The organism is Stenotrophomonas sp. 86428_Sma (assembly GCF_056481585.1).
Genome location: NZ_CM151156.1, coordinates 3,864,793 through 3,889,304, shown reverse-complemented (window position 1 = coordinate 3,889,304; position 24,512 = coordinate 3,864,793). Strand labels below are relative to the sequence as shown.

General features: G+C 67.3%; 20 protein-coding genes. 13 read left to right on the top strand and 7 right to left on the bottom strand.

Annotation, left to right across the window (positions count from 1 at the left end):
* Positions 1-56: 56 nt before the first annotated feature.
* A complete protein-coding gene (clpB, locus tag ACZK3J_RS17945; RefSeq protein WP_478476127.1) occupies positions 57-2,642 on the top strand; it encodes an ATP-dependent chaperone ClpB in 2,586 nt (861 codons plus the stop codon).
* A gap of 72 nt (positions 2,643-2,714) precedes the next feature.
* Here the strand turns inward: clpB and ACZK3J_RS17940 are convergent, their stop codons facing one another.
* The 3 genes from ACZK3J_RS17940 to ACZK3J_RS17930 form a co-directional block, all read right to left on the bottom strand.
* Complete coding sequence (locus ACZK3J_RS17940; RefSeq protein ID WP_478476126.1) at positions 2,715-3,515, bottom strand: MipA/OmpV family protein; 801 nt, start codon at positions 3,513-3,515, stop codon at positions 2,715-2,717.
* A gap of 140 nt (positions 3,516-3,655) precedes the next feature.
* Positions 3,656-4,951 carry an ATP-binding protein gene (locus ACZK3J_RS17935; protein WP_478476125.1) on the bottom strand — a complete coding sequence of 432 codons (1,296 nt, stop codon included), beginning with the start codon at positions 4,949-4,951 and terminating at the stop codon, positions 3,656-3,658.
* Positions 4,948-5,685 carry a winged helix-turn-helix domain-containing protein gene (locus ACZK3J_RS17930; protein WP_478476124.1) on the bottom strand — a complete coding sequence of 246 codons (738 nt, stop codon included), beginning with the start codon at positions 5,683-5,685 and terminating at the stop codon, positions 4,948-4,950. The genes ACZK3J_RS17935 and ACZK3J_RS17930 overlap by 4 nt, the downstream gene beginning before the upstream one ends.
* A gap of 182 nt (positions 5,686-5,867) precedes the next feature.
* Between ACZK3J_RS17930 and ACZK3J_RS17925 the strand changes: the two genes are divergently transcribed.
* Entirely contained in the window at positions 5,868-7,154 is a 1,287-nt protein-coding gene (locus ACZK3J_RS17925; RefSeq protein ID WP_049461519.1) for an O-acetylhomoserine aminocarboxypropyltransferase/cysteine synthase family protein, read from the top strand.
* 327 nt (positions 7,155-7,481) lie between these two features.
* Here the strand turns inward: ACZK3J_RS17925 and ybaL are convergent, their stop codons facing one another.
* On the bottom strand, positions 7,482-9,179 hold the full coding sequence (gene ybaL, locus ACZK3J_RS17920; protein WP_049461518.1) for a YbaL family putative K(+) efflux transporter: 1,698 nt from the start codon (positions 9,177-9,179) through the stop codon (positions 7,482-7,484).
* 151 nt (positions 9,180-9,330) lie between these two features.
* Positions 9,331-11,718: a TonB-dependent receptor plug domain-containing protein gene (locus tag ACZK3J_RS17915; RefSeq protein WP_032128541.1), complete on the bottom strand. Its 2,388-nt coding sequence runs from the start codon at positions 11,716-11,718 to the stop codon at positions 9,331-9,333.
* 336 nt (positions 11,719-12,054) lie between these two features.
* Between ACZK3J_RS17915 and ACZK3J_RS17910 the strand changes: the two genes are divergently transcribed.
* Positions 12,055-13,920, top strand: coding sequence for an ABC-F family ATP-binding cassette domain-containing protein (locus ACZK3J_RS17910; RefSeq protein ID WP_478476123.1), 1,866 nt, complete (start codon positions 12,055-12,057; stop codon positions 13,918-13,920).
* A 73-nt stretch (positions 13,921-13,993) separates the two neighbouring features.
* Here the strand turns inward: ACZK3J_RS17910 and ampR are convergent, their stop codons facing one another.
* Positions 13,994-14,857: a LysR family transcriptional regulator AmpR gene (gene ampR, locus ACZK3J_RS17905; protein WP_012511908.1), complete on the bottom strand. Its 864-nt coding sequence runs from the start codon at positions 14,855-14,857 to the stop codon at positions 13,994-13,996.
* Positions 14,858-15,033: 176 nt separating this feature from the next.
* Between ampR and blaL2 the strand changes: the two genes are divergently transcribed.
* From blaL2 to ACZK3J_RS17890, 3 genes are all read left to right on the top strand, one after another.
* The gene (gene blaL2, locus ACZK3J_RS17900) at positions 15,034-15,945 is read left to right on the top strand and encodes a L2 family extended-spectrum class A beta-lactamase (protein ID WP_134951173.1); all 912 of its coding nucleotides are present in this window, start codon (positions 15,034-15,036) and stop codon (positions 15,943-15,945) included.
* 85 nt (positions 15,946-16,030) lie between these two features.
* Positions 16,031-17,245: a cation:proton antiporter gene (locus ACZK3J_RS17895; protein WP_032128538.1), complete on the top strand. Its 1,215-nt coding sequence runs from the start codon at positions 16,031-16,033 to the stop codon at positions 17,243-17,245.
* A 55-nt stretch (positions 17,246-17,300) separates the two neighbouring features.
* Positions 17,301-17,942, top strand: a complete 642-nt coding sequence (locus ACZK3J_RS17890; RefSeq protein ID WP_049422905.1) for a hypothetical protein — start codon at positions 17,301-17,303, stop codon at positions 17,940-17,942.
* A gap of 133 nt (positions 17,943-18,075) precedes the next feature.
* On the opposite strand, the gene ACZK3J_RS17885 is transcribed toward ACZK3J_RS17890, so the two are convergent.
* Positions 18,076-18,819 (bottom strand): DUF3011 domain-containing protein, encoded by a 744-nt coding sequence (locus tag ACZK3J_RS17885; protein WP_032128536.1) that lies wholly within the window; start codon positions 18,817-18,819, stop codon positions 18,076-18,078.
* A gap of 158 nt (positions 18,820-18,977) precedes the next feature.
* On the opposite strand from ACZK3J_RS17885, the gene aspS reads away from it, so the two are divergent.
* From aspS to ruvA, 7 genes are all read left to right on the top strand, one after another.
* Positions 18,978-20,729, top strand: a complete 1,752-nt coding sequence (aspS, locus tag ACZK3J_RS17880; protein ID WP_010481582.1) for an aspartate--tRNA ligase — start codon at positions 18,978-18,980, stop codon at positions 20,727-20,729.
* 16 nt (positions 20,730-20,745) lie between these two features.
* Positions 20,746-21,069, top strand: a complete 324-nt coding sequence (locus ACZK3J_RS17875; RefSeq protein ID WP_049461392.1) for a hypothetical protein — start codon at positions 20,746-20,748, stop codon at positions 21,067-21,069.
* A 31-nt stretch (positions 21,070-21,100) separates the two neighbouring features.
* Positions 21,101-21,622: a GNAT family N-acetyltransferase gene (locus tag ACZK3J_RS17870; RefSeq protein WP_180852430.1), complete on the top strand. Its 522-nt coding sequence runs from the start codon at positions 21,101-21,103 to the stop codon at positions 21,620-21,622.
* Between the two features lie 75 nt (positions 21,623-21,697).
* Positions 21,698-22,330, top strand: coding sequence for an esterase/lipase family protein (locus ACZK3J_RS17865; RefSeq protein ID WP_032128532.1), 633 nt, complete (start codon positions 21,698-21,700; stop codon positions 22,328-22,330).
* A gap of 178 nt (positions 22,331-22,508) precedes the next feature.
* Positions 22,509-23,240, top strand: a complete 732-nt coding sequence (locus ACZK3J_RS17860; RefSeq protein WP_032128531.1) for a YebC/PmpR family DNA-binding transcriptional regulator — start codon at positions 22,509-22,511, stop codon at positions 23,238-23,240.
* 105 nt (positions 23,241-23,345) lie between these two features.
* Positions 23,346-23,867, top strand: coding sequence for a crossover junction endodeoxyribonuclease RuvC (gene ruvC / locus ACZK3J_RS17855; RefSeq protein ID WP_032128530.1), 522 nt, complete (start codon positions 23,346-23,348; stop codon positions 23,865-23,867).
* 13 nt (positions 23,868-23,880) lie between these two features.
* On the top strand, positions 23,881-24,474 hold the full coding sequence (gene ruvA, locus ACZK3J_RS17850; protein ID WP_005410756.1) for a Holliday junction branch migration protein RuvA: 594 nt from the start codon (positions 23,881-23,883) through the stop codon (positions 24,472-24,474).
* Positions 24,475-24,512 lie beyond the last annotated feature (38 nt).

Genomic DNA, 24,512 nt, shown 5'->3' with positions numbered 1-24,512 from the left:
GCATCTTTCCAGCATCGCCGGCGCGGGCCGGCCCTGATGACCGATGAGGATTCGCAATGCGGATGGACAAGCTCACCTCGCGTTTCCAGCAGGCGCTGGCAGACGCACAGTCGCTGGCCGTTGGCCGCGACAACAGCATCATCGAACCGGTTCACCTGTTCAGCGCGTTGCTGGACCAGCAGGGTGGCAGTACGCGCCCGCTGCTGGCCCAGGCCGGGGTGAACGTGCCGGTGCTGCGCGAGCGCCTGACCGAGGCGCTGGATGCGCTGCCCAAGGTGTCCGGCCAGGCCGGCAACGTTTCGATGGGCAATGACCTGGGGCGTCTGCTCAACCAGACCGACAAGCTGGCCCAGCAGAACGGCGATGCCTTCATTGCCAGCGAGTGGTTCGTGCTGGCGGCGCTGGACGACGGCGGCACGCTGGGCATGGCGCTGCGCGCCGCCGGTGCCGACAAGACCCGCCTGCAGGCTGCGATCGACAAGCTGCGTGGCGGCGAGAACGTGCAGTCGGAGAATGCCGAGGAACAGCGGCAGGCGCTGGAGAAGTACACCATCGATCTGACCGCGCGTGCCGAGAGCGGCAAGCTCGATCCGGTGATCGGCCGTGACGAGGAAATCCGCCGCACGATCCAGGTGCTGCAGCGCCGGACCAAGAACAACCCGGTGCTGATCGGCGAACCCGGCGTAGGCAAGACTGCCATCGTGGAAGGGCTGGCCCAGCGCATCATCAACGACGAAGTGCCCGAAGGCCTGCGCGGCAAGCGTGTGCTGTCGCTGGACATGGGCGCGCTGATTGCCGGTGCCAAGTTCCGCGGTGAGTTCGAAGAGCGGTTGAAGGGCGTGCTCAACGACCTGGCCAAGAGCGAAGGGCAGATCATCCTGTTCATCGATGAGCTGCACACCATGGTCGGCGCCGGCAAGGCCGACGGCGCGATGGATGCCGGCAACATGCTCAAGCCGGCGCTGGCACGTGGCGAACTGCACTGCGTGGGTGCCACCACGCTGGATGAGTACCGCAAGTACATCGAAAAGGACGCCGCGCTGGAGCGCCGCTTCCAGAAGGTGTTCGTGGGTGAGCCGTCGGTGGAAGACACCATCGCGATCCTGCGCGGGCTGAAGGAAAAGTACGCGGTGCACCACGGCGTGGAGATCACCGACCCGGCCATCGTGGCGGCGGCGACCCTGTCCAACCGCTACATCACCGACCGCCAGCTGCCGGACAAGGCCATCGATCTGATGGACGAGGCGGCCTCGCGCCTGCGCATGGAGATCGACTCCAAGCCGGAGGAGCTGGACCGCCTGGAACGCCGGGTGATCCAGCTGAAGATCCAGCGCGAGATGCTGAAGAAGGAAAAGGACGAGGCCTCGCGGCAGCGCCTGGCCGATCTGGAGAACGACATCGAGGCGCTGGAGCGCGAGTTCTCCGACCTCAATGAAATCTGGAAGTCGGAGAAGGCCGCGCTGCAGGGTGCGACCAAGATCAAGGAGCAGGTCGAGCAGGCCAAGCTGGAGCTGGAAGCCGCGCAGCGCCGCCAGGATTTCGCCAAGATGAGCGAGATCCAGTACGGCCTGCTGCCGCAGCTGGAAAAACAGCTGGCCGCCGCGCAGGAAGCCGAACACAGGGACTTCAAGCTGGTGCAGGACCGGGTTACCGACGAGGAGATCGCCGAGGTCGTGTCGCGCTGGACCGGCATTCCGGTCAACAAGATGCTCGAAGGTGAGCGCGACAAGCTGCTGCGGATGGAAGAGGTGCTGCACAACCGCGTGGTCGGCCAGGAGGAAGCGATCAAGGTCGTCTCCGATGCCGTGCGCCGTTCGCGTGCGGGCCTGTCCGATCCGAATCGCCCGGCCGGTTCGTTCCTGTTCCTCGGCCCGACCGGCGTCGGCAAGACCGAGCTGTGCAAGTCGCTGGCCGAGTTCCTGTTCGACAGTGCCGACGCGATGATCCGCATCGACATGAGCGAGTTCATGGAGAAGCACAGCGTCGCCCGCCTGATCGGTGCGCCCCCGGGCTACGTCGGTTACGAAGAGGGTGGCTACCTGACCGAGGCCGTGCGTCGCCGTCCGTATTCGTTGATCCTGCTGGACGAAGTGGAGAAGGCGCATCCGGATGTGTTCAACATCCTGCTGCAGGTGCTGGACGATGGCCGCCTGACCGATGGCCAGGGCCGCACCGTGGACTTCCGCAACACCGTCATCGTGATGACCTCGAACCTGGGCTCGCACCAGATCCAGGACATGAGCGCTGATGACAGCCCGGAGGCCTACACGCAGATGAAGGCGGCGGTGATGGGCGTGGTGCAGGCCCACTTCCGCCCGGAGTTCATCAACCGCCTGGACGACATCGTGGTGTTCCACCCGTTGGACAAGCAGCAGATCAAGCAGATCGCGCGCATCCAGATGCGTGGCCTGGAGAAGCGGCTGGCCGAGCGCGGGTTGAAGCTGGTGGTGTCCGATGCGGCGTTCGATCTACTCGGCAACGTCGGCTTCGATCCGGTGTACGGCGCACGTCCGTTGAAGCGGGCGATCCAGGCGCAGCTGGAGAACCCGCTGGCGCAGAAGATCCTGTCCGGTGCCTTCGTCAACGGCGACACCATTGAAGTCGGCAACGACGGCGGCCACCTGGTGTTCGCCAAGGCGTGATTCACACGGGGCGCTGCCTGATCGCGGCGCCCCGTTTCCTGGGAAGTACGCCGGGCCATGCCCGGCGCTCACTCAGAAGCGGTGCGTATAGCCGCTCATCAAGCCGAACTGGTTCGCCTTCTGCACGATCGGGCTGTCGGCCGCATCGCCGAGCAGGCGCGTGCCTTCGGCCGAGATGTACCAGTTGCCATTGCGGCCCACGCGGTGGCTCCATTTCAGGCCAAGACCGGCGCTGGCCAGCCCAGCCTTCGGCGTGTGCTGGGCAAAGCCGGTGCGCGCCGCCTGTTCCGGGCTGACGCCGTACCAGGTCTGCATGTAGCCACGGTTGCCGTAGTCGGTGGACACGCTGCCGCTGACCACACCGCCGGCCAGGTCGAACAGCGGCATGCTCAGGTTCAGGTGGATCTGCTGGGTGGCCAGGCCGTTCTCGGCCTTGTCCTCGTCCTTGCGGGTGAACTGCCAGGCGCCGCTCAGCACGGCTTCGCCCAGCGTATAACCAGCCGAGACACCGACCAGGGGACGGGTATCGATATCACCCATGCCGCGCAGGAAGTCCGAACCGCCGAGCAGGGAGTCCTTGTCGCGGCGGATGCCGCTGGCGCCGATGTAGGCACGCACGCGGGTGTGCTCGCCAATGGACGTGCCCCAACCGATGCCACTGGTGCCCAGAAACCATCCCCCCGGCGAGGTGACATCGAACGACAGCGACGGCGTCGCGCGGTATTCCTCGCTGCCGCTGTAGCGCGGCGTCACGCCACCACCAGCGGCGAGCTCGAAGGTCCAGTGGTCATCCTTGGCGTGGGCGATCGGCGCGGCGAACAGCGGCAGCAGGGCCAGGCAGAGCAGGGTGGGGGAACGGCGAAGCTGGGACATGGAATCTCTCGACAATGGGAGGAAAGCAGCGCGCGCATCCGGCGAGTGCTGCAGGGTCGCCAGCGTGGCGATATGCCGGCGACCGATCCCTCCGCAGTTGTGCGGGAGTTGTAATCAACTGTAATGGCGCCCGTGGGCGTTCAGCTGGCAGCCAGCGGCCAGTGCATTTCCAGGCGCGCGCCACCCAGCGTGGCGCGGCTGATGCGCAGCTCGCCACCGTGGCGGGCTGCGATGCGGCTGACGATGGCCAGGCCCAGCCCGAAGCCGCCGGTGTCGCGGCTGCGGCTGTCATCCAGGCGGGTGAACGGGCGCATCACTTTTTCGTGGTCGGCCTCGGCGATGCCCGGGCCGTCGTCATCCACGCGCAGGCACGCGCGGCCGCCGACACCGACCAGCGACACTTCCACCTGCGAACGCGCGTGGCGCAGCGCATTGCCCACCAGATTGCCCAGCGCCAGTTGCAGCAGCCGCGGTTCGGCATCCACCCGCGGCAACGCACTGGGCTGCACGCGCAGGACCACGCCGGCTCGTTCGGCATCACGGCGTGCATCGGCCAGGCAGGCCTGCAGCCAGTCGTTGGCTTCAATGCGCTGCATCGGCTCGCCTTCGCCGGGATGCTCCAGACGCTCATAGGCCAGCAGTTCGCTGACCAGCCGGTTGAGTTCGGCCAGGTCGCCGTGCAGCCCCTGTGCCAGCCGTGTACGGCGTTCGTGATCGTCGCTGTCCTGCATCAGGTCCAGGCCGAAGGCCACGCGCGCGATCGGCGTACGCAGCTCATGCGAGATCGCGTGGGTGAGGTCGCGCTGGCGCTGGACCAGTTCGGCCACGCGTGCGGCCATGCGGTTGGAATGGTCGACGATGACGCGTATCTGCGAGCGTGGCGAAACCTGCGCGCGCGCCTGCAGATCGCCGGCACCGATGCGATCGGCGTGCACGCGCAGCGCGTCCAGATCGCGCCAGAGCAGGCGCACCCAGGCGTACAGGCACAGCCCGAACAGGGCCAGCATCACCGAATAGGCGATCAGGGTGAGATAGAGGGTCATCGACGGCTCGCCTGGTAGATGCAGGCGCAGCCAGGGGCCATCGGGATGCAGTGGATCAAGCGGCGCCAGTACGATCTCAAACTTCTGCCGGGAAATGAGCCCGTTGCGCTGCAGCTGTTCCTGTTCGCCGGCCGCGAGGGCCGGTGCTGACGGCAGCAGAGCCAATGCGATGCCATAGTGGGGTTGCCATTGCGCCAGCTGATCCTGCTGGGCGGCGGAGTCCTTTCCGTCCAACCCCTGCCGCAATGCATACAACTGGCCGCGCACCTGCTCTGCGAACACACGCTGCTGGAACGGCAGGTAGATGCGATCGAAGATCACGTTGATCAGCAGCAGGGTGATCAGGAAGCTCGCGCCGACCACCAGCCACAGGCGCAGAAACAGCCGCTTCATGCCGACCAGGACGAGGGATTGAACTGGTAGCCGCGGCCCCACACCGTCTTGATCCGCCGCGGTTCGCGCGCGTCATCGCCCAGCTTGCGGCGAAGCTTGCCGATGCTGACATCGACACTGCGGTCCAGCCCGTCGAAGCCGATGCCGCGCACCGCCTGCAGGATCTGGTCACGCGAGAGAATCTGCCCCGGCTGGCTGGCCAGCAGCCACAGGATCTCGAATTCGGTGGTGCCCATGTCCACCGGCTGGCCGTGCAGATGCACCTCGCGCTGCATGCGGTCGATCAGCAGCTCGCCGTGCATCAGGCGGCAGGGGGTGCCGGTGTTGCTGCTGCCATGGCGGCGGCGCAGCAGGGCGCGCAGGCGGGCCAGCAGCAGGCGCGGCTCGATCGGCTTGTGCACATAGTCGTCGGCGCCCGATTCCAGGCCGAGCACCTGTTCGATGTCGTCCTCGCAGGCGGTCAGCATCAGGATCGGCACATCGGAGAAGCTGCGGATCTGCCGGCACACGTCTATGCCGCCGAGGCCGGGCAGCATCAGGTCCAGCACCACCAGTTCCGGCGCGTGCTGGCGGCAGGCCGCACCGGCGAGGTCGCCACGGGCCACATGCTGCACGGCGAAGCCGTGTTCGTGCAGGTAGTCACTGACCAGCTCGGCCAGGCGGCGGTCGTCCTCCACCAGCAGCACCGGGGTCGGCGTGCTGCTGGCGGTGGGTGTCCAAGGGGATGGCTGCATGCGCGTTGGGCCTCCGTGCCCGGGCAGGAGCGCCCGGCGGCGAAGCCTAGCAACGGCCCATGACGGCTGCCTGAATCGCGGCCAACCTGATAACCGGTGGTACTGGCGTCATCGCCAGCAGCTTTCAGCGCGTGGTTCTGGCTGGCCTATGGTGGCGGTTTCCCCGGATGGAGCCTGGCGCAATGAGCGACCCGCAGTGGCAACTGGAAACCCTGGCCGTGCACGGCGGCTACCGTCCCGACCCGACCACCCGCGCGGTGGCGGTGCCGATCTACCAGACGGTGGCGTATGCCTTCGATGACACCCAGCATGGCGCCGATCTGTTCGACCTGAAGGTGCCCGGCAACATCTACACGCGCATCATGAACCCCACCACCGACGTACTGGAGCAGCGCCTGGCCGCACTGGAAGGCGGCATCGGTGCGCTGGCACTGGCCTCGGGGCAGGCGGCCATCACCTATGCCATCCAGACCATTGCCGAGGCCGGTGACAACATCGTTGCCTCCAGTGCGCTGTATGGCGGCAGCCTCAACCTGCTGGCGCACACGCTGCCGCAGTACGGCATCCAGGCGCGCTTCGCCGACCCGGCCGATCCGTCCGCCTTCGCCGCGCTGATCGACGAACGCACCAAGGCGGTGTTCGTCGAATCGATCGGCAACCCGCGTGGCAACGTCACCGACATCGCGGCGATTGCCGAGGTCGCGCATGCCGCTGGCGTGCCGCTGATTGTCGACAACACCGTGGCCACGCCGTTCCTGCTGCGCCCGTTCGAGCACGGCGCCGACATCGTGGTGCATTCGCTGACCAAGTACCTCGGCGGCCACGGCAACAGCCTCGGCGGCGCGATCGTCGATTCCGGCCGCTTCGACTGGGCTGCACAACCCCAGCGCTTCGCACGGCTCAACCAGCCCGACCCCAGCTATCACGGCGTGGTCTATACCGAAGCGCTGGGGTCGGCGGCCTACATCGGCCGCGCGCGGGTGGTGCCGCTGCGCAATACCGGCGCGGCGCTGTCGCCGTTCAATGCGTTCCTGATCCTGCAGGGCATTGAAACCCTGGCGCTGCGCATGGAGCGCATCAACGCCAACGCGCTGGCTGTCGCGCAGTTTCTGAAGTCACACGCAAAGGTGGCCTGGGTGCGCTACGCCGGGCTGGCCGACGACCCCGAGCATGCCGCCGCGCAACGTTACCTGGGTGGGCACGGCTCGGGCGTACTGACCTTCGGCCTGCCGGGCGGCCGTGAAGCCGGCGCACGTTTCCTCGATGCGCTGAAGCTGTTCACCCGCCTGGTCAACCTGGGCGATGCAAAATCGCTGGCCACCCATCCGGCCTCGACCACCCATCGCCAGCTGGATGCCGCCGAACTGGCCAAGGCCGGCGTCAGCGAGGACACCGTGCGGCTGTCGATCGGCATCGAGCACATCGGCGACCTGCGTGCCGACCTGGAGCAGGCCCTGGCAGGCGCCTGATAGCCGCACGCTTGGTCGTCATCGCCACAGGCGATCACCACCGGCACCGCGATGCGCTACGGTGGAACTGCCTCTCCGAGGCATGGCAACGTGGCGATCCAGATCCCCGGTCGATGCGGGTCGACCGGGGATTTTTTTGTTTCCGGGGTCAGGTCTGTTCTCCTGCGGAAAACGGATCTGACCGCATGCGCCGCCGTGTCGACCAAGGTCGACACCTACCAACAGCAGCGCGGCCCCCCGCCATCCCACGGAATGCCAGCTTTTGCTTTTGTCGTTGCCGTTGCTTCAGCAGGTGCAGGGCTGCAAGCCCTGCCGCACCCACACTCCTCACACCACCGGAATACTGTGCTGTCCCAGCCCGCGATACGGCGGCGTGGCCATCACCATCTCCGCCAGCGAGTACGCCAGCTCACGCTCGGCCATCACCGTGCCATCGGCACCATGCTCCAGCAGGTGCTTCACCTCCGCATCGCTGTGTGCTCGCGCCAGCAGGGTCAGATCCGGATTGATCGCACGCAGCTTGGCCAGCGCCTCACCGGCTTCCAGCGGCTGAGGAATCGCCAGCACCGCAATCTTCGCGCGTTCCGGATGCGCTTCGGCCAGCACACGGTCGGCAGCAGCACTACCACGGATCGCCGCCAGGCCCTTGGCGTGCGCCTGTTCGACGTGCTCCTTGTTGTCATCGATCACCAGCACCGGCACGCCGCGATCGCGCAACACCTGCGCCAGCTCGCTGCCGACCCGGCCGTAACCAATGACGATGGCATGGTCATGCAGGTCACGCGAGGGACCGGTGGCCTCTTCCGGCTCGGCGGCCTGGGGCGACTGCTCCTGCTTGGCCTGCCAACGGTCGAGCAGGCCGAATACCAGCGGGTTGAGCATGATCGACACCAGCGCACCGGCCAGGACCAGCGACTGGCCTTCCTTCGGCAGGATCTGCAGCGCCACGCCGAGGCCGGCGATGATGAAGGCGAACTCGCCGATCTGCGCCAGGCTGGCCGAGATGGTCAGCGCAGTGCTGGTCGGGTGCCCGAACGCACGCACGATGAAGAACGCGGCGGCCGATTTGCCGAACATGATGATCAGCACGGTGGCCAGCACCTGCCACGGGTGCTGGATGAGGATGTTCGGGTCGAACAGCATGCCGACCGAGACGAAGAACAGCACCGCGAACGCATCGCGCAGCGGCAGCGAATCATGTGCGGCCTTGTGGCTCAGCTCCGATTCGTTGAGCAGCATGCCGGCGAAGAACGCGCCCAGCGCGAACGAGACGCCGAACAGCATCGCCGAGCCGAACGCCACGCCCAGCGCGATCGCCAGCACCGACAGGGTGAACAGTTCGCGCGAACCGGTGCCGGCGATACGTTCGAGGATCCACGGAATGACCCGGCGCCCGACCACCAGCATCACCGCCACGAACAGGCCCAGCTGCACGAAGGTCCAGCCGATGTCGGCCAGCACGCTGCCCAGCGAGTGCGATTCCTTGGCCGCATCGGGGCCGAACACACCGGCCATCACCGGCATCATCACCAGCGCCAGCACACAGGCCAGGTCTTCCACGATCAGCCAGCCGACCGCGATCTTGCCGCGCATGGTCTCCAGCAGGCGGCGCTCCTCCATCGCCCGCAACAGCACCACGGTACTGGCGGTGGCCAGCGAGAAACCGAAGATGACGCCATGCAGGGCTGGCCAGCCCATCAGTGAGGCCACGCCCCAGCCGAGCAGGGTAGCGACCGCGATCTGGCCGATGGCACCGGGGATGGCGATGGCCTTGACCGCCATCAGGTCCTTCAGCGAGAAGTGCAGGCCGACGCCGAACATCAGCAGCATCACGCCCAGCTCGGCCAGCTGGTTGGCCAGCGCCTGGTCGGCGACGAAGCCGGGGGTGAACGGGCCTACGCAGATGCCAGCAACCAGGTAACCGACCAAGGGAGACAAGCGGAGCTTGTTGGCCAGCGCGCCGAAGATGAAGGCGAGCCCGAGGCCAACGGCAACGATGTTGATCAGGTCGGTGTCATGGTGCATCGGCACTCGCAGGAAATCGGGGGTATCCCGATTTTCACCGATGACGCCAGATACGGCAAACCTTAAATGCGAATGGGGTCAGATCCCTCTCCCGCAGGAAAAGGGATCTGACCCCACCGGGGAGTTGCCGGCCAGCGGCCGGCACTACCGCTTACCAGGTGTACTTGACCCGGCCGTACACGTACGCGCCGTTGAAGCCGAACGGCGAGTAGTTGCTGTACGGCAGCATGCCGAAGGTGGAGTTCTGCAGGTCTTCGGTGCGGTCCGGGTACTTGTCCAGCAGGTTGTCGGCGCCCACGGTCAGGGTCCAGTTGCTGCTCGGCTTGTAGCTGGCCGAGGCATCCACCACCCAGGCGTCGCCATAGGTCTGGTCGCGCAGTGCGGTGGCCGAGTTGCGCACGGTGAACTTACCGTAGCGGGTCGCGGCCAGGCCCAGTTCCCAGTGGTCCGAACGCCAGGTGCCGCTCAGGATCGCCTTGTCGCGCGGATAGCTGTCCTCGATGCGGCCGATCTCATCGCGGCCGATCAGCGACTGGGTCAGGCCCAGCGTGCCGAACACCGCCGGGGTGCCGCCGACGCGGCGCACTTCGGTGTCGTTGTAGCTGTACGCGGCGGTCAGTTCCAGGCTGCTGGCGCTGAAGGGCACCGTGTAGCTGGACACGAAATCGACACCGCGGGTGCGCGTATCCAGGCCGTTGGTGAAGTACGAGAACGCGGTCACCTGCGGCAGGCCCAGGGTGCCCAGCAGCGCGCTGGTGGCGGTGTTGGTGGTGATGCTGGACGACAATGCGATGCGGTCATCGATGTCGATCTGGTAGGCGTCGACGGTGATGTACAGGCGGTCGACCGGCTGCAGCACCAGGCCCAGGCTGTAGGAGGTGGAGGTCTCGGCCTTCAGCGGCGAGGCGCCCAGCGCCTGCGCAGCCGGGCTGGTGGTCGGGAAGGTGCCGCGCTCGACGAACACACCGTTGAGGAACTGGCTGGTGACCGCCTGGTAGCCCTGCTGCGCCAGCGACGGCGCACGGAAGCCGCTGGACGCGGTGGCCCGCAGCGCGACCTTGTCGGTGAACGCGTAGCGCGCCGACAGCTTGCCGGAGAAGCGGTCGCCGAAGTCCGAGTAATCCTCGTAGCGGCCGGTGATGCCGGCCGAGAACTTCTCGGTCAGGTCCGCTTCCAGGCCGGCATAGACCGCGTAGTTGTGGCGGTCGGCATGCACTTCATTGGTCGGGGTGAAGCCACCGAAGCCCTGCGCGCCGCTGCCGGTGTACGAGTTCAGCTCGCCCGGCTTCTGGTCCCACTTTTCCTTGCGGTACTCACCGCCGAAGGACAGCGTGACCGGGTAGGCCAGGCCCCAGTCCAGCGACTTGGTCAGGTCGGCATTGAAGATGTCCTGCTGGTACTTCAGCGTGCCGTCGTAGAACGAGCGCGGGCTGGTTGCGCCGAGGCTGTAGTTGATGCTGTTGCGGGTGTGGAAGTCGAGGGTGTTCTCGCCGTGGTTCAGGCTCAGGTCCCAGGTCCAGCCGTTGTCGGTGTTGCCCTTGACCCCGGCCACCAGCGAGCGGTCCTTGGAGTACTGGTTGATCTCCGGCACGAATCCGTCCGGGTAGGTCTGCGCCAGCAGCGCGCTCTGCCCGCTGTGGTTGCGCGAGCGGTAGAACGCGAACGAGGTGATGTCGCGGTTGCTGAGCAGCGCGCTGGCGTAGCCGGTCACGCGGTCGCTGAAATCGAAGCTGGCGTTGACCGAAGCCGCAGTCGCATCCACGCGCGGGTCGCCGACGATGAAGGTCTTCTGGCCGATGCTCGGGAAGTTGCCGGTGTTCGGGGTGGTGCCGCGGTACGGGCCGGCGCGGTTGCTTTCGTCCTGCTGGCTGATCTGGCCGGCCACGTGCACGCGGCCACGGCCGTTGCCGAACTCGACGCCGGTATCGCCGGAGAGCTGGTACTTGTTGCCGTCACCGGCCGAGTACTGGCCGTAGTCCACCGCCAGGCTGCCGCCACTGCCGCTGCCCTTGAGCACGATGTTGATGACGCCGGCGATGGCGTCCGAGCCGTACTGCGCCGACGCACCGTCGCGCAGCACTTCCACGCGTTCGATGGCGGCGATCGGGATCGCATTGATGTCCACTGCCGACGAACCACGGCCGATGCTGCCGTTGACGTTGATCATCGCCGAGGTGTGGCGGCGCTTGCCGTCGACCAGCACCAGCACCTGGTCCGGTGACAGGCCGCGCAGCTGCGCCGGGCGCACGCCGCTGGTGCCATCGGTCAGGGCAGGGCGCGGGAAGTTCAGCGAGGGCAGGGCGCGCGACAGCGCGGTGGCCAGCTCGCTGGTGCCGGTGGACTGCAGAGCTTCGGGGGTGATGATGTCGATCGGCGACTGCGATTCGGCCACCGTGCGGTCGGCCACGCGGGTGCCAGTGACGATCACCGTGTCCAGGGTGTTGGCGGCGGTGCCGGCCTGCTGGGCAGCGGCAACGAACGGAGAGCCACCGAGTGCGACAGCGACGGCGGCGGCGATCAGGCTGGTCTTGCGGGTCATCGGGACGGAGCTCCGGTTGGCGGGGGCGGCACCGGAATCGACATCACGGGGGTGAGGCGGACGGCGGTTGTTGCGGTGCGCAAAGCAGGAATTAACGGGATATTCAGTGCGTGTCAAATGCCGGTCATCGGAAAAAATGTTGCAGCAGCAACCATTTAGCCCGGATCGGCACTGGCGGGGGAGGGAGCCCGGGACGCGCGCGGCAAGGACGTGGGAGAGAGGAACGCCGGCCGCCGCGCATCCCGGGACGCGTCAAGTATTCGTTAACGCTAGAATTGCGTCGCAGGAACAGTGCTCACCAGCACATTCCATCTGGTTATATGGACGCCTCCCCCGATGATTTCCCTTCGTAATTTCGCCTTGCGCCGCGGCGAGCGGCTGCTGTTGTCCAATGTCGACCTGACCCTGCACGCCGGTTACCGGGTGGGTGTGGTCGGCCGCAACGGTACTGGCAAGTCCAGCCTGTTCGCGGCGGTGAAGGGCGAGCTGGAGGCGGACAAGGGCGATGTCGATCTGCCCGGCAAGGTGCGCATCGCCAGCGTCGCCCAGGAAACCCCGTCGCTGCCCGACCCGGCGCTGAGCTTCGTGCTGGGCGGTGACATCGAGGTGGCTGCAGTGCTGGCCGCCGAGGCCGAGGCGACCGCCCGTGAAGACTGGGAAGCGGTGGCCGAGGCGCACACGAAGATGGCCGAGCTCAATGCCTACGACGCCGAAGCGCGCGCGGGCAAGCTGCTGCACGGCCTCGGTTTCCCGGCAGAGACCCACCACCGCGCGGTGTCCTCGTTCTCCGGCGGCTGGCGCGTGCGCCTGAACTTGGCCCGCGCGCTGATGATGCCCAGCGACCTGCTGCTGCTGGACGAACCGACCAACCACCTGGATCTGGACGCGGTGTACTGGCTGGAGCAGTGGCTGCTGAAGTATCCCGGCACCCTGCTGCTGATCTCGCATGACCGCGAGTTCCTCGACAACGTGGCCACCCACACCCTGCACCTGCACGGTGGCGGCGCCAAGCTCTATCCGGGCGGCTACACCGACTTCGAGCGCCAGCGCGCCGAACAGCTGCGCCAGCAGCAGATCGCGCACGAGAAGGAACAGGCCGAGCGTGCCCACCTGCAGAGCTTCATCGACCGCTTCAAGGCGCAGGCCAGCAAGGCCGCGCAGGCGCAGAGCCGCATGAAGCGCCTGGCCAAGCTGGCCGGCACCGAAGCGGTGCGTGCCGAGCGCGAGTTCCGCATCGAGTTCGCGCCGCCGGCCAAGCTGCCGTTCTCGCTGATCCGCCTGAACCACGTCGAGGCCGGCTACGGCAAGGACGCGGTGATCCTGCACAACGTCGGCTTCGGCCTGGAAGCGGGCCAGCGCATCGGCCTGCTCGGCCCCAACGGTGCCGGTAAGACCACCCTGGTGAAGACCCTGGTGGGCGAGCTGGCGCCGATCGTCGGCGAGCGCATGGCGCACCCGGACCTGAAGATCGGCTACTTCGCCCAGCACACGGTGGAGTCGCTGCACGAAGGCCAGTCGCCGATGGAGCATTTCCGCGAGATCGCGCCGGACGCACCGAACCAGTCGTTCCGCGATTTCCTTGGCAAGTGGAACTTCCCGGGCGACCGCGCGTTCGAGCCGGTCGATGGTTTCTCCGGCGGCGAGCGCGCGCGCCTGGCGCTGGCGCTGATCGCCTGGCAGCAGCCGAATGTGCTGCTGCTGGACGAACCGACCAACCACCTTGACCTGGAAATGCGCGAAGCGCTGGCTGAGGCACTGGCCACCTTCGAAGGCGCGATCGTGATGGTCTCGCATGACCGCCATCTGATCGGCCTGGTCTGCGATACCTACTGGCGCGTGGCCGATGGCGTGGTCGAGCCGTTCGACGGCGACCTCGACGCCTACGCGGCCTGGCTGCGCACCCGTCCGCAGGCGCAGGGCACCAAGGCGCGCATGGAACAGGTGGAAGAGCCGGTGGTGGTCAAGACCGCGCCGGTGGCTCAGGTGGTGCAGAAGAGGCCGGTGAACCCGCACAAGCTGGCTGCCGCCGAGGCCAAGGTGGCCGAGCTGGAAAGCGCCCTGGCCGAGCTGGACCGCCAGCTGGCCGACCCGGCCAACTACGCCGATGCCACCCGCTTGGCGGTGATCGGCCGTGACCGCGAAACCGCTGCCGCCCAGCTGGAAAAAGCCGAAGCGACGTGGATGGAACTGCTGGAGTCCTGATCACGCAAAAAAGGGGACGGAGGGGATTAAGTCGTTTGTGGCACAAACGACTTAATCCCCTCCGTCCCCTTTTTCATCCCTGCGCCTGCAGCCATTCGCGGAACCGCTTCGCCGGCTCACGCTCGGCACGCGAGCGCAGTCGCGTGAGCCAGTAGCGCCCCAGCTCCAGCGTGGTGCTGAATGGCTGCAGCAGGCGACCCTCGGCCAGTTCCTGCTCGAACATGCGCAGCGGCAGCAGCGCCACGCCGGCACCACCCACCGCGGCCATCGCCACCGTCAACGACGAATCAAACACCGGCCCGCGGGCTTCCACGCCACTCACTCCTGCCGCCTGCAGCCAGCGCGGCCATTCGTCGCTGCGGTAGGAGCGCAGCAGGGGCAGGGTGCCCAGGTCGCGTGGCTGTTTGAGCCGCCGCGCCAATGCTGGTGCGCACAGCGGTGCAAACGGCGCGTCGAGGATCGCTGTGCAGGCCTGGCCCTGCCAGTCGCCATCACCGAAGCGGATCGCCAGGTCCAGGCCCTCGCCGGCCAGATCAATGCGATTGTTGTGGGTCTGCAGTCGCAGCTCGATGTCCGGGTGCGCGGCCTCGAACGCAGCCAGCCGTGGCAGCAGCCAACCGGTGGCGAAGGTGCCGACCACGCCCAGCGTCAGTACTTCACGGGCCGGGCCACCGGTGTAGCGCGCGATGCTGGCCGAGATGCGCTCGAACGATTCGTTGAGCACCGGATACAGCGCCGCGCCCTCCTCGGTGAGCGCCACGCCGCGCGGCAGGCGATGGAACAGACGGATGCCGAGCCGATCCTCCAGCCCGCGGATCTGGTGGCTCAGCGCGGCCTGGCTGACGCACAGCTCCAGCGCGGCACGGGTGAAGTTCTGGTGGCGTGCGGCCGCCTCGAAGGCGCGCAGCGCGTTCAGCGGCAGGGTGGGGTGCAGCATCGGAGTAGTCGTGAGTCAATGTGATGGCTGATCCTACCTTCCCAGTAGCTAGTTCAGGAGAATTAAAGGGTTGATTGCGACAGGCATTAATTCAGCTAATGCCTTCCGCTGATTTTTCGCGCTGGTCGCCCGCGTGCGAGGCTTCAATAATCGGGCGGTCCCCCAGGAGAACCCGCATGCTCGCCCGTCGCCGATTCCTGCAGTTCAGTGGTGCTGCCGTTGCTTCCTCGCTTGCCCTGCCGTTGCTGGCCCGTGCGGCGGGCAAGACCGCCGCCAGTGCACCGACCGATGCCGCCCTCACCGCCGCCACCGACTTCGCCGCACTGGAAAAGGCCTGTGCCGGCCGCCTCGGCGTGACCCTGCTTGATACCGCCAGCGGCCGCCGCATCGGTCATCGCCAGGACGAGCGTTTCCCGATGTGCAGCACGTTCAAGAGCGTGCTGGCCGCCAGCGTGCTCAGCCAGGCCGAGCGCAGGCCCGCGTTGCTGGACACGCGCGTGCCGGTGCGCGATGCCGACCTGCTCTCGCACGCGCCGGTCACCCGCCGCCACGCCGGCAAGGACATGACCGTGCGGGATCTGTGCCGTGCCACGATCATCACCAGCGACAACACTGCAGCCAACCTGCTGTTCGGCGTGGTCGGTGGCCCGCCCGCGGTGACTGCGTTCCTGCGCGCGAGCGGTGATGCGGTGAGCCGCAGTGATCGCCTGGAGCCGGAGCTGAACAGCTTTGCCAAGGGCGATCCGCGCGACACCACTACGCCGGCGGCGATGGCTGCGACCCTGCAGCGCGTGGTGCTGGGGGATGTGCTGCAGCCGGCGTCGCGGCAGCAGCTGGCCGATTGGCTGATCGACAACGAAACCGGCGACGCCTGCCTGCGCGCGGGCCTGGGCAAGCGCTGGCGCGTCGGTGACAAGACCGGCAGCAACGGCGAGGACGCGCGCAACGACATCGCCGTGTTGTGGCCGCTGGCCGGCGGCACGCCCTGGGTGCTGACCGCCTACCTGCAGGCGGGTGCGATCAGCAACGAACAGCGTGCCACGGTGCTGGCGCAGGTAGGCCGCATCGCCGATCGGCTGATCGGTTGAGGTAACCGGGGTCATTCAGAAGTGGCTTGCCGGATCGGTTCGGCGCGCGCATCCTGCGCGCGTTCGAACCACACGGAAGTCCCCCATGAGCCATGAACTGATCTACCTGCTGCTGATCTTCGCGCTGCTGGTGATCCCACGCGCGCTGCAGCGTTTCAGCCTGCCCGCGCCGCTGACCTGCCTGCTGTTCGGCATCATCGGCATGCTCTGGCTGGGCGACCAGGCGCACGACGCGGTGATCGGTCTGTTGGCCACGCTGGGCATTTCCTCGCTGTTCCTGTTCGCCGGCCTGGAAGTGGATCTGCAGGCGCTGCGCCGTGGCATGTGGCCGCTGCTGGCGCATCTGGTGATCCGTACCGGCACGCTGTTCGGTGTGGGCTGGCTGGCCTGGCGCTACGCGGGGCTGCCGTGGCAGGCCGCCGGCCTGCTGGCGCTGGCGCTGCTGACGCCGTCCACCGGCTTCATCATGGATTCGCTGTCGCGGCTGGGCCTGAGCGAGGACGAGCGGTTCTGGGTGACCAGCAAGGCCATCGCTGGCGAACTGCTGGCGCTGGCGGCGTTGTTCATCGTGCTGCAGGCCGGTGATCCGGGGCACATGGCGCTGTCCAGCCTGGCCCTGCTGGCGATGATGGTCGGCCTGCCGCTGCTGTTCATCGCGCTGGGCCGCTGGGTGGCGCCGCACGCGCCGGGTTCAGAGTTCTCGCTGCTGGTGATGGTGGGCATGGTCGCGGCCTACATCACCTATCTGCTGGGCGTGTACTACCTGGTCGGTGCGTTCATCGCCGGTCTGGTCGCGCGCCTGCTGCACCAGCGCATGCCGCTGCTGGCCTCGCACGAGAACCTGCATGCGCTGCGCCTGTTCGCCTCGTTCTTCGTGCCGTTCTACTTCTTCAACGCCGGCACCAAGGTGCCCAGCGAAGCACTGAGCTTTGAGGCGCTGGGGCTGGGCATCGTGATCACCCTGGTGGTGCTGCCGCTGCGCATCGGCGTGGTCTGGCTGCAGCGCCGGGTGATGTTCGGCGAGAGCTTCCGCAGCAGCCTGCGGGTCTCGCTGGCGTTGGCCCCGACGCTGATTTTCACCCTGGTGCTGGCAGCGATCATGCGCGAGCGTTTCCAGATTCCGGCGGTGCTGTTCGGCGCGCTGCTGCTGTATGCGGCGCTGACCACGCTGCTGCCGTCGCTGGTGTTCCGCACGCCGTTCGATGTCGATCCGGTTGAACAGGAACCTGCGGGTGAAGGCGAAGCCGCGCCGGTGGCGGCCACCGAAACGCTGCCAGCGGCATCTGCAGTCGATCGCTGAGCGGATGCTGCGCGTGCGGTTTGCGCACTTCGGCCATGGCCGTTAGGGTTGGGGCATGAAACTGCCTGCCGTTGTCACCGCTTCCGCCCTCCTGCTCAGCCTTGCTGCGTGTTCGCAGCGCTCCGATACGGTCGCCCATGATCTGGCGACCGCACCGGCCGATGCCTTCATGGCCGCCATCGCCGCGCATTGCGGCCAGGCTTACGCCGGCAAGGTGGTGGAGGACACGCCGGCACCGACCGGCAAGGATCCGTTCGCCGGGCAGCGCCTGGTCATGCATGTGCGCGGCTGTGCCGATCCGGCGCACGAGCTGCGCATCCCGTTCCATGTCGGCGATGACCACTCGCGGACCTGGGTGCTGACCCGTACGGAAACCGGCCTGCGCCTGAAGCACGACCATCGCCACGAAGACGGCAGCCCCGACGCGATCACCCTCTACGGTGGCGACAGCACGCCGCCGGGCACCGCCGAGCGCCAGCAGTTCCCCGCCGACGCCGATTCGGTGGCGATGTTCCGCCGCGCCGACATGCTGGCCTCCACGCACAACACCTGGGCGATGGAGATTGATCCCGACCAGACCTTTGTCTACGAGCTGACCCGCCCGGAGGGCCGCCGCTTCCGCGTGCAGTTCGACCTGAGCAAGCCGGTTGCCCTGCCGCCTGCACCGTGGGGCGACGATAAAGCGTCCGCCCCGTGATCACAGGGTCGGATCCCTCCTGCGGAGGGCCTCGACCCCAGAAAGGCCCTCAGTAGATCCACGCCATGTGTGGATGCGGGATACCGGACCGGGGTCAGAGCCCTGGCCGTCGGCCAGGGATCCGACCGTGTACTTACCGCGTACCGAAACGCGCGCGGCAGCCGTTGCTCACCCACACCTGGCCACGTGAGTAGCCCCAGCTGCGGCCTTCCTGGCAGGCACTGCCGGACAGCTGCTGCTGCAGCACCGGGCGGCCCTGGCGCTCATCCCAGTCGCAGGTCTGCGAGCGGTTGTTGTTGCTGCTGCAGGTAACCGAGTAATTGCTGTTGCCGCCGCCCCAGCCACCGCCACCACCGCCCCAGCCGCGGGCTTCGGCGAATTCGGCACGGCAGCCGCCACTGACCCAGACCGCGCCGTTGCGCACGCCCCAGGTACGCCCTTCGTTGCAGGGGCTGCCGGACAGCTGGCGGACCAGGCGGGCATTGCGCCAGCCGACCGGGCAGCTGCGCTCACGGTTGTTCTGGCTCTCGCAGCGGATGGTCTCGCCGGGCCGGCCGTTGTTGCCGCCCCAGCCACCGCCATTGCCGCCGCCCCAGCCACCGCGGGCCTCGACGAATTCCGCGCGGCAACCGTTGGTGACCCAGATGCTGCCGTTACGGCTGCCCCAGGTGCGTCCTTCATCGCAGTCCGAGCCGGACAGCTGGCGCACCAGCTGCGCATTGCGCCAGCCGGTGTTGCAGACCCGTTCGCGGTTGTTCTGGCTTTCGCAGCGGACCACGCCGCTCTGCGCATGCGCGGAAGGGGCGGGCAGGGCAAGGGTGCCCGCGGCACCCAGGCTGAGGGTTACGGCCAGGCTGGCCAGGGACAGCGGTTTCATGGCGGCATCCCATACGGTGGCAGGTGCCCGACTATAGGGAGGGGGGCGATCAAGCCGGTGTGACTGGCCGGATTTGCCCCGGCCGGGGCCTCGGCCGCAGAATACGAGGCTTTCCGGTCCCCATCCGGTGCCGGCGTTCTCCAGCGGAGCTTCCCCCCATGCGTACCCACTTCTGCGGCCTGGTCGATGAGACCCTGATTGGCCAGACTGTCACCCTCGCCGGCTGGACCGACGTGGCCCGTAACCAGGGCGGCGTCTGCTTCATCGATCTTCGAGATCATGAAGGCATCGTGCAGGTGACCGTGGAAGTCGACAACGCCGACGTGTTCGCCGTGGCCGCGTCGCTGGGCTACGAGGACGTGCTGCAGGTGGAAGGCGTGGTGCGTGCCCGCCACGCGGTGAACGACAAGATGCGCACCGGCAAGGTGGAAGTGATCGCCACCGCCATCACCGTGCTGAACAAGGCCGCGCCGCTGCCGTTCCACGCCCACGAGAATCCGGGCGAGGAAACCCGCCTGAAGTACCGCTACCTGGACCTGCGCCGCCCGGAAATGCAGCGCATGCAGCGCACCCGCATCAAGCTGGTGCAGGCCCTGCGCCGCCATCTGGACGAAAAGGGCTTCCAGGACATCGAGACCCCGATCCTGACCAAGGCCACCCCGGAAGGCGCGCGTGACTTCCTGGTGCCGGCGCGCATGCACCCGGGCGAGTTCTACGCCCTGCCGCAGAGCCCGCAGCTGTTCAAGCAGATCCTGATGGTGGCCGGCTTCGACCGCTACTACCAGATCGCGCGCTGCTTCCGCGACGAGGCCCTGCGTGCCGACCGCCAGCTGGAATTCACCCAGCTGGACATGGAATTCGCCTTCGTCCGCGAGCGCGACGTGCAGGATTTCGTCGAGGACATGATCCGCGCCATCTTCAAGGAAGTGGTCGACGTCCAGCTGGATGCCAGCTTCCCGCGCATGACCTGGGCCGAGGCAATGCGTCGCTACGGCTCGGACAAGCCGGACCTGCGCATCGCGCTGGAGCTGGTCGACGTGGCCGAGCTGGTCAAGGACAGCGAGTTCGCCGTGTTCACCGGCCCGGCCAATGACGCCGAAGGCCGCGTCGCCGCGCTGCGCATCCCGGGCGGTGCAGCGCTCAGCCGCAAGCAGATCGACGAATACGCCGCGCATGCCGCCAAGTACGGCGCCAAGGGCCTGGCCTACATCAAGATTGCCGACAACGGCGAAGTCAGCTCGCCGATCCAGAAGTTCTTCAGCGAGGAATCCTTCGCTGCGCTGGTCGCCCACGTCGGCGCCGGTAACGGCGACATCGTGTTCTTCGGCGCCGGTGGCTACAACAAGGTCTCCGACTTCATGGGCGCGCTGCGCCTGAAGGCCGGCAAGGACTTCGGCCTGGTCGCCGACGGCTGGGCACCGCTGTGGGTCACCGACTTCCCGATGTTCGAGTGGGACGAGGAAGAACAGCGCTACGTCGCCCTGCATCACCCCTTCACCGCACCGGCCGTGGACGACATCGCCGACCTGCGCGCCAATGCCCGTACCGCCGTTTCGCGCGGCTACGACATGGTGCTCAATGGCAATGAAATCGGCGGCGGTTCGATCCGTATCCATCGTCCGGACATGCAGAGCGCGGTGTTCGAACTGCTCGGCATCGGCGCCGAGGAAGCCCGCGCCAAGTTCGGCTTCCTGCTCGACGCGCTGAACTACGGCGCGCCGCCGCACGGTGGCATCGCCTTCGGCATCGACCGCATCGCCGCGCTGATGGCCGGCACCGAGTCGATCCGCGACGTCATCCCGTTCCCGAAGACCACCGGTGCACAGGATCTGATGACCGACGCGCCGTCGCCGATCGTCGACGCGCAGCTGGCCGAAGTGCACATCCAGGTTCGCCCCAAGACCAACTGATCAGGAGATCCAGGCAATGACCGAGTTTGCGTTTTCGCTGGAGTGGGAAAAGCTGGGCAATGAAGGCTCCGAGGCCACCCTGGTCACCGAGCGTGCGCGCGTGTTCGGTGGTTGGCTGGTCCGCGTCGGAACCAACCCGGCGGCGATGGCCCTGACCTTCGTCGCCGACGGCGAAGGCCGTTGGGACGGTGAAGACTTCGGCGTCGAGGATTACGAGGACGACGAAGAGGAAGAGTACGACGAGGACGAGGAAGGCGAAGAAGAGGACGAGGACGAAGAGGAGTACGAGGAAGAGGAAGAAGAAGCGGAATCGGAATCGGAATCGCCTGAAAAGGCTTGACCCGCGCTTCGCCCTGACGTCAACTTCCTGCATGTATTCGATCCGCCGCGCCACCGTGGACGACGCGCCGACCCTGTCGGCGCTGGCTGCCCGCACGTTCACCGAAACCTTCGGCCATCTGTATCCGCCGCAGGACCTGCAGGCCTTCCTTGAGGAGGCCTACACGGTCGAGCGCCAGCGCGTGATCCTGGCCCACCCGGATTACGCGGTGTGGCTGCTGGAGCTGGATGGGGAGGCGGTCGGCCATGCCGCCGCCGGCCCCTGTGGCCTGCCGCACCCGGACGTGAAGCCCGGTGACGGCGAACTCAAGCGCCTGTACCTGATCAAGACGCAGCAGAGCTGCGGCTGGGGCAGCCGCCTGCTGGAAACCGCGCTGGCCTGGCTGGAACACGAAGGCCCGCGCACGCTGTGGCTGGGCGTGTGGTCTGAGAACTTCGGCGCACAGCGTTTCTACGCCCGCTATGGATTCGAGAAGGCCGGCGAGTACCTGTTCCCGGTCGGCGACACCCACGATCTTGAATTCATCCTGCGCCGCGCACCGCGCGCAGCCTGACGTTCACCGCCGCTTGCTGCGCGCGCGTGTTCAATCACCGTACGTTCCTGCCCCGCTGACCGCCAGGCTGTTTGCATGACTCCCCCCGTATTGCTGTTGCATGGCATCTGGAATGCCCGTGCCTGGGTCGGGCCGCTGGCCTGGCGTCTGCGCGCGCGCGGTTTCCAGGTGCACGCATTCGGTTACTCCTCGGTCTTCGGTGGCCCCGACGTGGCGGTGCCGCAGCTGCTGGAGCGGCTGGCCGATGCCGGGCCGTTGTCGCTGGTCGGCCACAGCCTGGGGGGATTGCTGGCGCTGGAGGCCTTGCGCCGCCAGCCGCAGCTGGATGTGCAGCGCGTGGTCTGCCTGGGCTCGCCGCTGCGCGGCAGTGGCACTGCGCGTTCGCTGTCCGAGCACGGCTGGGGCCTGGCGTTGGGGCGCAGCAGCGATCTGCTGCTCGATGGCCTGCCGGACTGGCAGGGCAGGGCCGAGGTTGGCCTGATCGCCGGTTCGGTGCCGCACGGCCTGGGCAGCCTGCTGGGCGCCATCGACGACGCCTCCGACGGTACCGTGGCCCTGGCCGAGACACGCCTGCCGGGCCTGGCCGACCATTGCGTGGTACGTACCAGCCACAGTGGCCTGGTGGTATCGCCCGATGCCGCGCGGCAGACCGCGCATTTCCTGCGCCACGGCCAGTTCGATCACAGCCGCGACGCCGCCGCTGCGTAAGGCGGTTCGCCGGGCAGGGCGGTGCACACTCGGTAGCGCCGGGCCATGCCCGGCGGCAGTAGATCCACGCCATGCGTGGATGGCGCCTTCCCGATATCCCTCCGCCCTAGACACGGTTGCCGCCCCCGATCAGGTAGAATCCGCGCCTTGATCCTGAAGCAGCCAGACGGTAGCACCCATGGGTAGAGGCCCCTCCATCGAAGCCCGCAAGAACGCGTCCGACGCGAAGCGTGGCAAGATTTTCACCAAGATCATCCGCGAGATCGGCGTTGCCGCGCGCGGCGGTGGAGGCGACCCCAACAACAATCCGCGCCTGCGTGTGGCCGTGGACAAGGGCCTGGCCGTGAACATGTCCAAGGACGTGATCGAGCGCGCCATCAAGAAGGCTACCGGCGAACTGGAAGGCGTCGATTACGAGGAAATCCGCTACGAGGGCTACGCCCCGGGTGGCGTGGCCGTGATCGTCGACTGCCTGACCGACAACCGCGTGCGCACGGTGGCCGATGTCCGCCATGCGTTCAGCAAGTGCGGCGGCAACATGGGCACCGAAGGCTCGGTCGCCTTCATGTTCAAGCGCCTGGGCGTGCTCAGCTTCGCCCCGGGAGCCGACGAGGAAGCCATCACCGAAGCGGCCATCGAGGCCGGCGCCGATGACATCGTGGTCTACCCGGACGACGGCTCGATCGACGTGGTCACCAGCCCTGACGCGTTCAACGCGGTCAAGGATGCGATGGCCGCCGCTGGCCATGTCGCCGACCACGCCGAAATCACCTTCCGCGCGGACAACGACATCAAGGTCGAGGGCGAGGTTGCCCTGCAGGTCAAGAAGCTGCTGGACATGCTTGAAGACCTGGACGACGTGCAGGACGTGTACTCCAACGCCGAACTCGGCGCCGACGCCTACGCCTGAGCCGTCCTCGACGGCCTGGGCGCGGGCCGTTGAACGGTCACCGCGGACAGTCATGAGCCCATACGCCTGCCAGCGCCTCCCGTTCCGCCCCGCCAGGAGTGCAGCATGACCCGCATCCTCGGCATCGACCCCGGTTCGCAGCGGACCGGGGTCGGCATCATTGATGTCGACGCCACCGGCCGCGTCAGCCACGTGCACCACCAGCCGCTGGTGCTGCTCGGCGCCGACGATTTCCCGCAGCGCATGAAGCTGCTGGTGCTGGGCCTGGCTGACCTGTGCCGCGAGTACCAGCCGCAGGAAGTGGCCATCGAACGCGTGTTCATGGCCCGCAACCCCGATTCGGCGCTGAAGCTGGGCCAGGCCCGTGGCGCGGCGATTTCCGCCGTGGTGCTGCGTGACCTGCCGGTGCACGAATACGCCGCCAGCGAGATCAAGCTGGCGGTGGTCGGGCGCGGTGGCGCCGAAAAGCAACAGGTTCAACACATGGTCGGGCTCATGCTCAACCTGAAAACCAAGCTGCAGGCCGACGCGGCCGACGCGTTGGCAGTGGCGATCACCCATGCCCACGTAAGGGCAACGGCCAACCGCCTGGGGCTCAGTGCCCGCCAGGCGTGGGGCCGCAAATGAGGAGCTGCACGCAATGATCGGTCGACTGCGCGGCATCGTCGCCTACAAGGCGCCGCCGTGGCTGGTGGTGGACGTGAACGGAGTGGGCTACGAGCTGGAGGCGCCGATGAGCACCTTCTACGACCTGCCCGAGCTCGGCCGCGAGGTCACCCTGTACACCCATTACTCGCAGAAGGAAGACAGCGTCTCGCTGTACGGCTTCCTGCGCGAAGGTGAGCGGCGCCTGTTCCGCGACGTGCAGAAGGTCAGTGGCATCGGCGCGAAGATCGCGCTGGCCGTGCTGTCCGGCGTCACCGTCGAGGAATTCGCGCGCATGGTCCAGGCCGGTGACATCACCGCGCTGACCCGCATTCCGGGCATCGGCAAGAAGACCGCCGAGCGCATGGTGCTGGAGCTGCGTGACCGCGCGGCGCAGTTCGGTGCCGGCGGCGCGCTGCCCACCGGCAGCGGCCCGGCCCCGGCCGATCCGCTGTCCGATGCCACCGTGGCCCTGCAGCAGCTGGGCTACAAGCCGGCCGAAGCGGCGCGCATGGCCCGCGATGCCTTCAATGAAGGTGACGAAGTGGCCACCGTGATCCGCAAGGCGCTGCAGTCGGCACTGCGCTGACCCGCCTTCCTTTCCCCCAACCCACCGCCTGAGCCTCG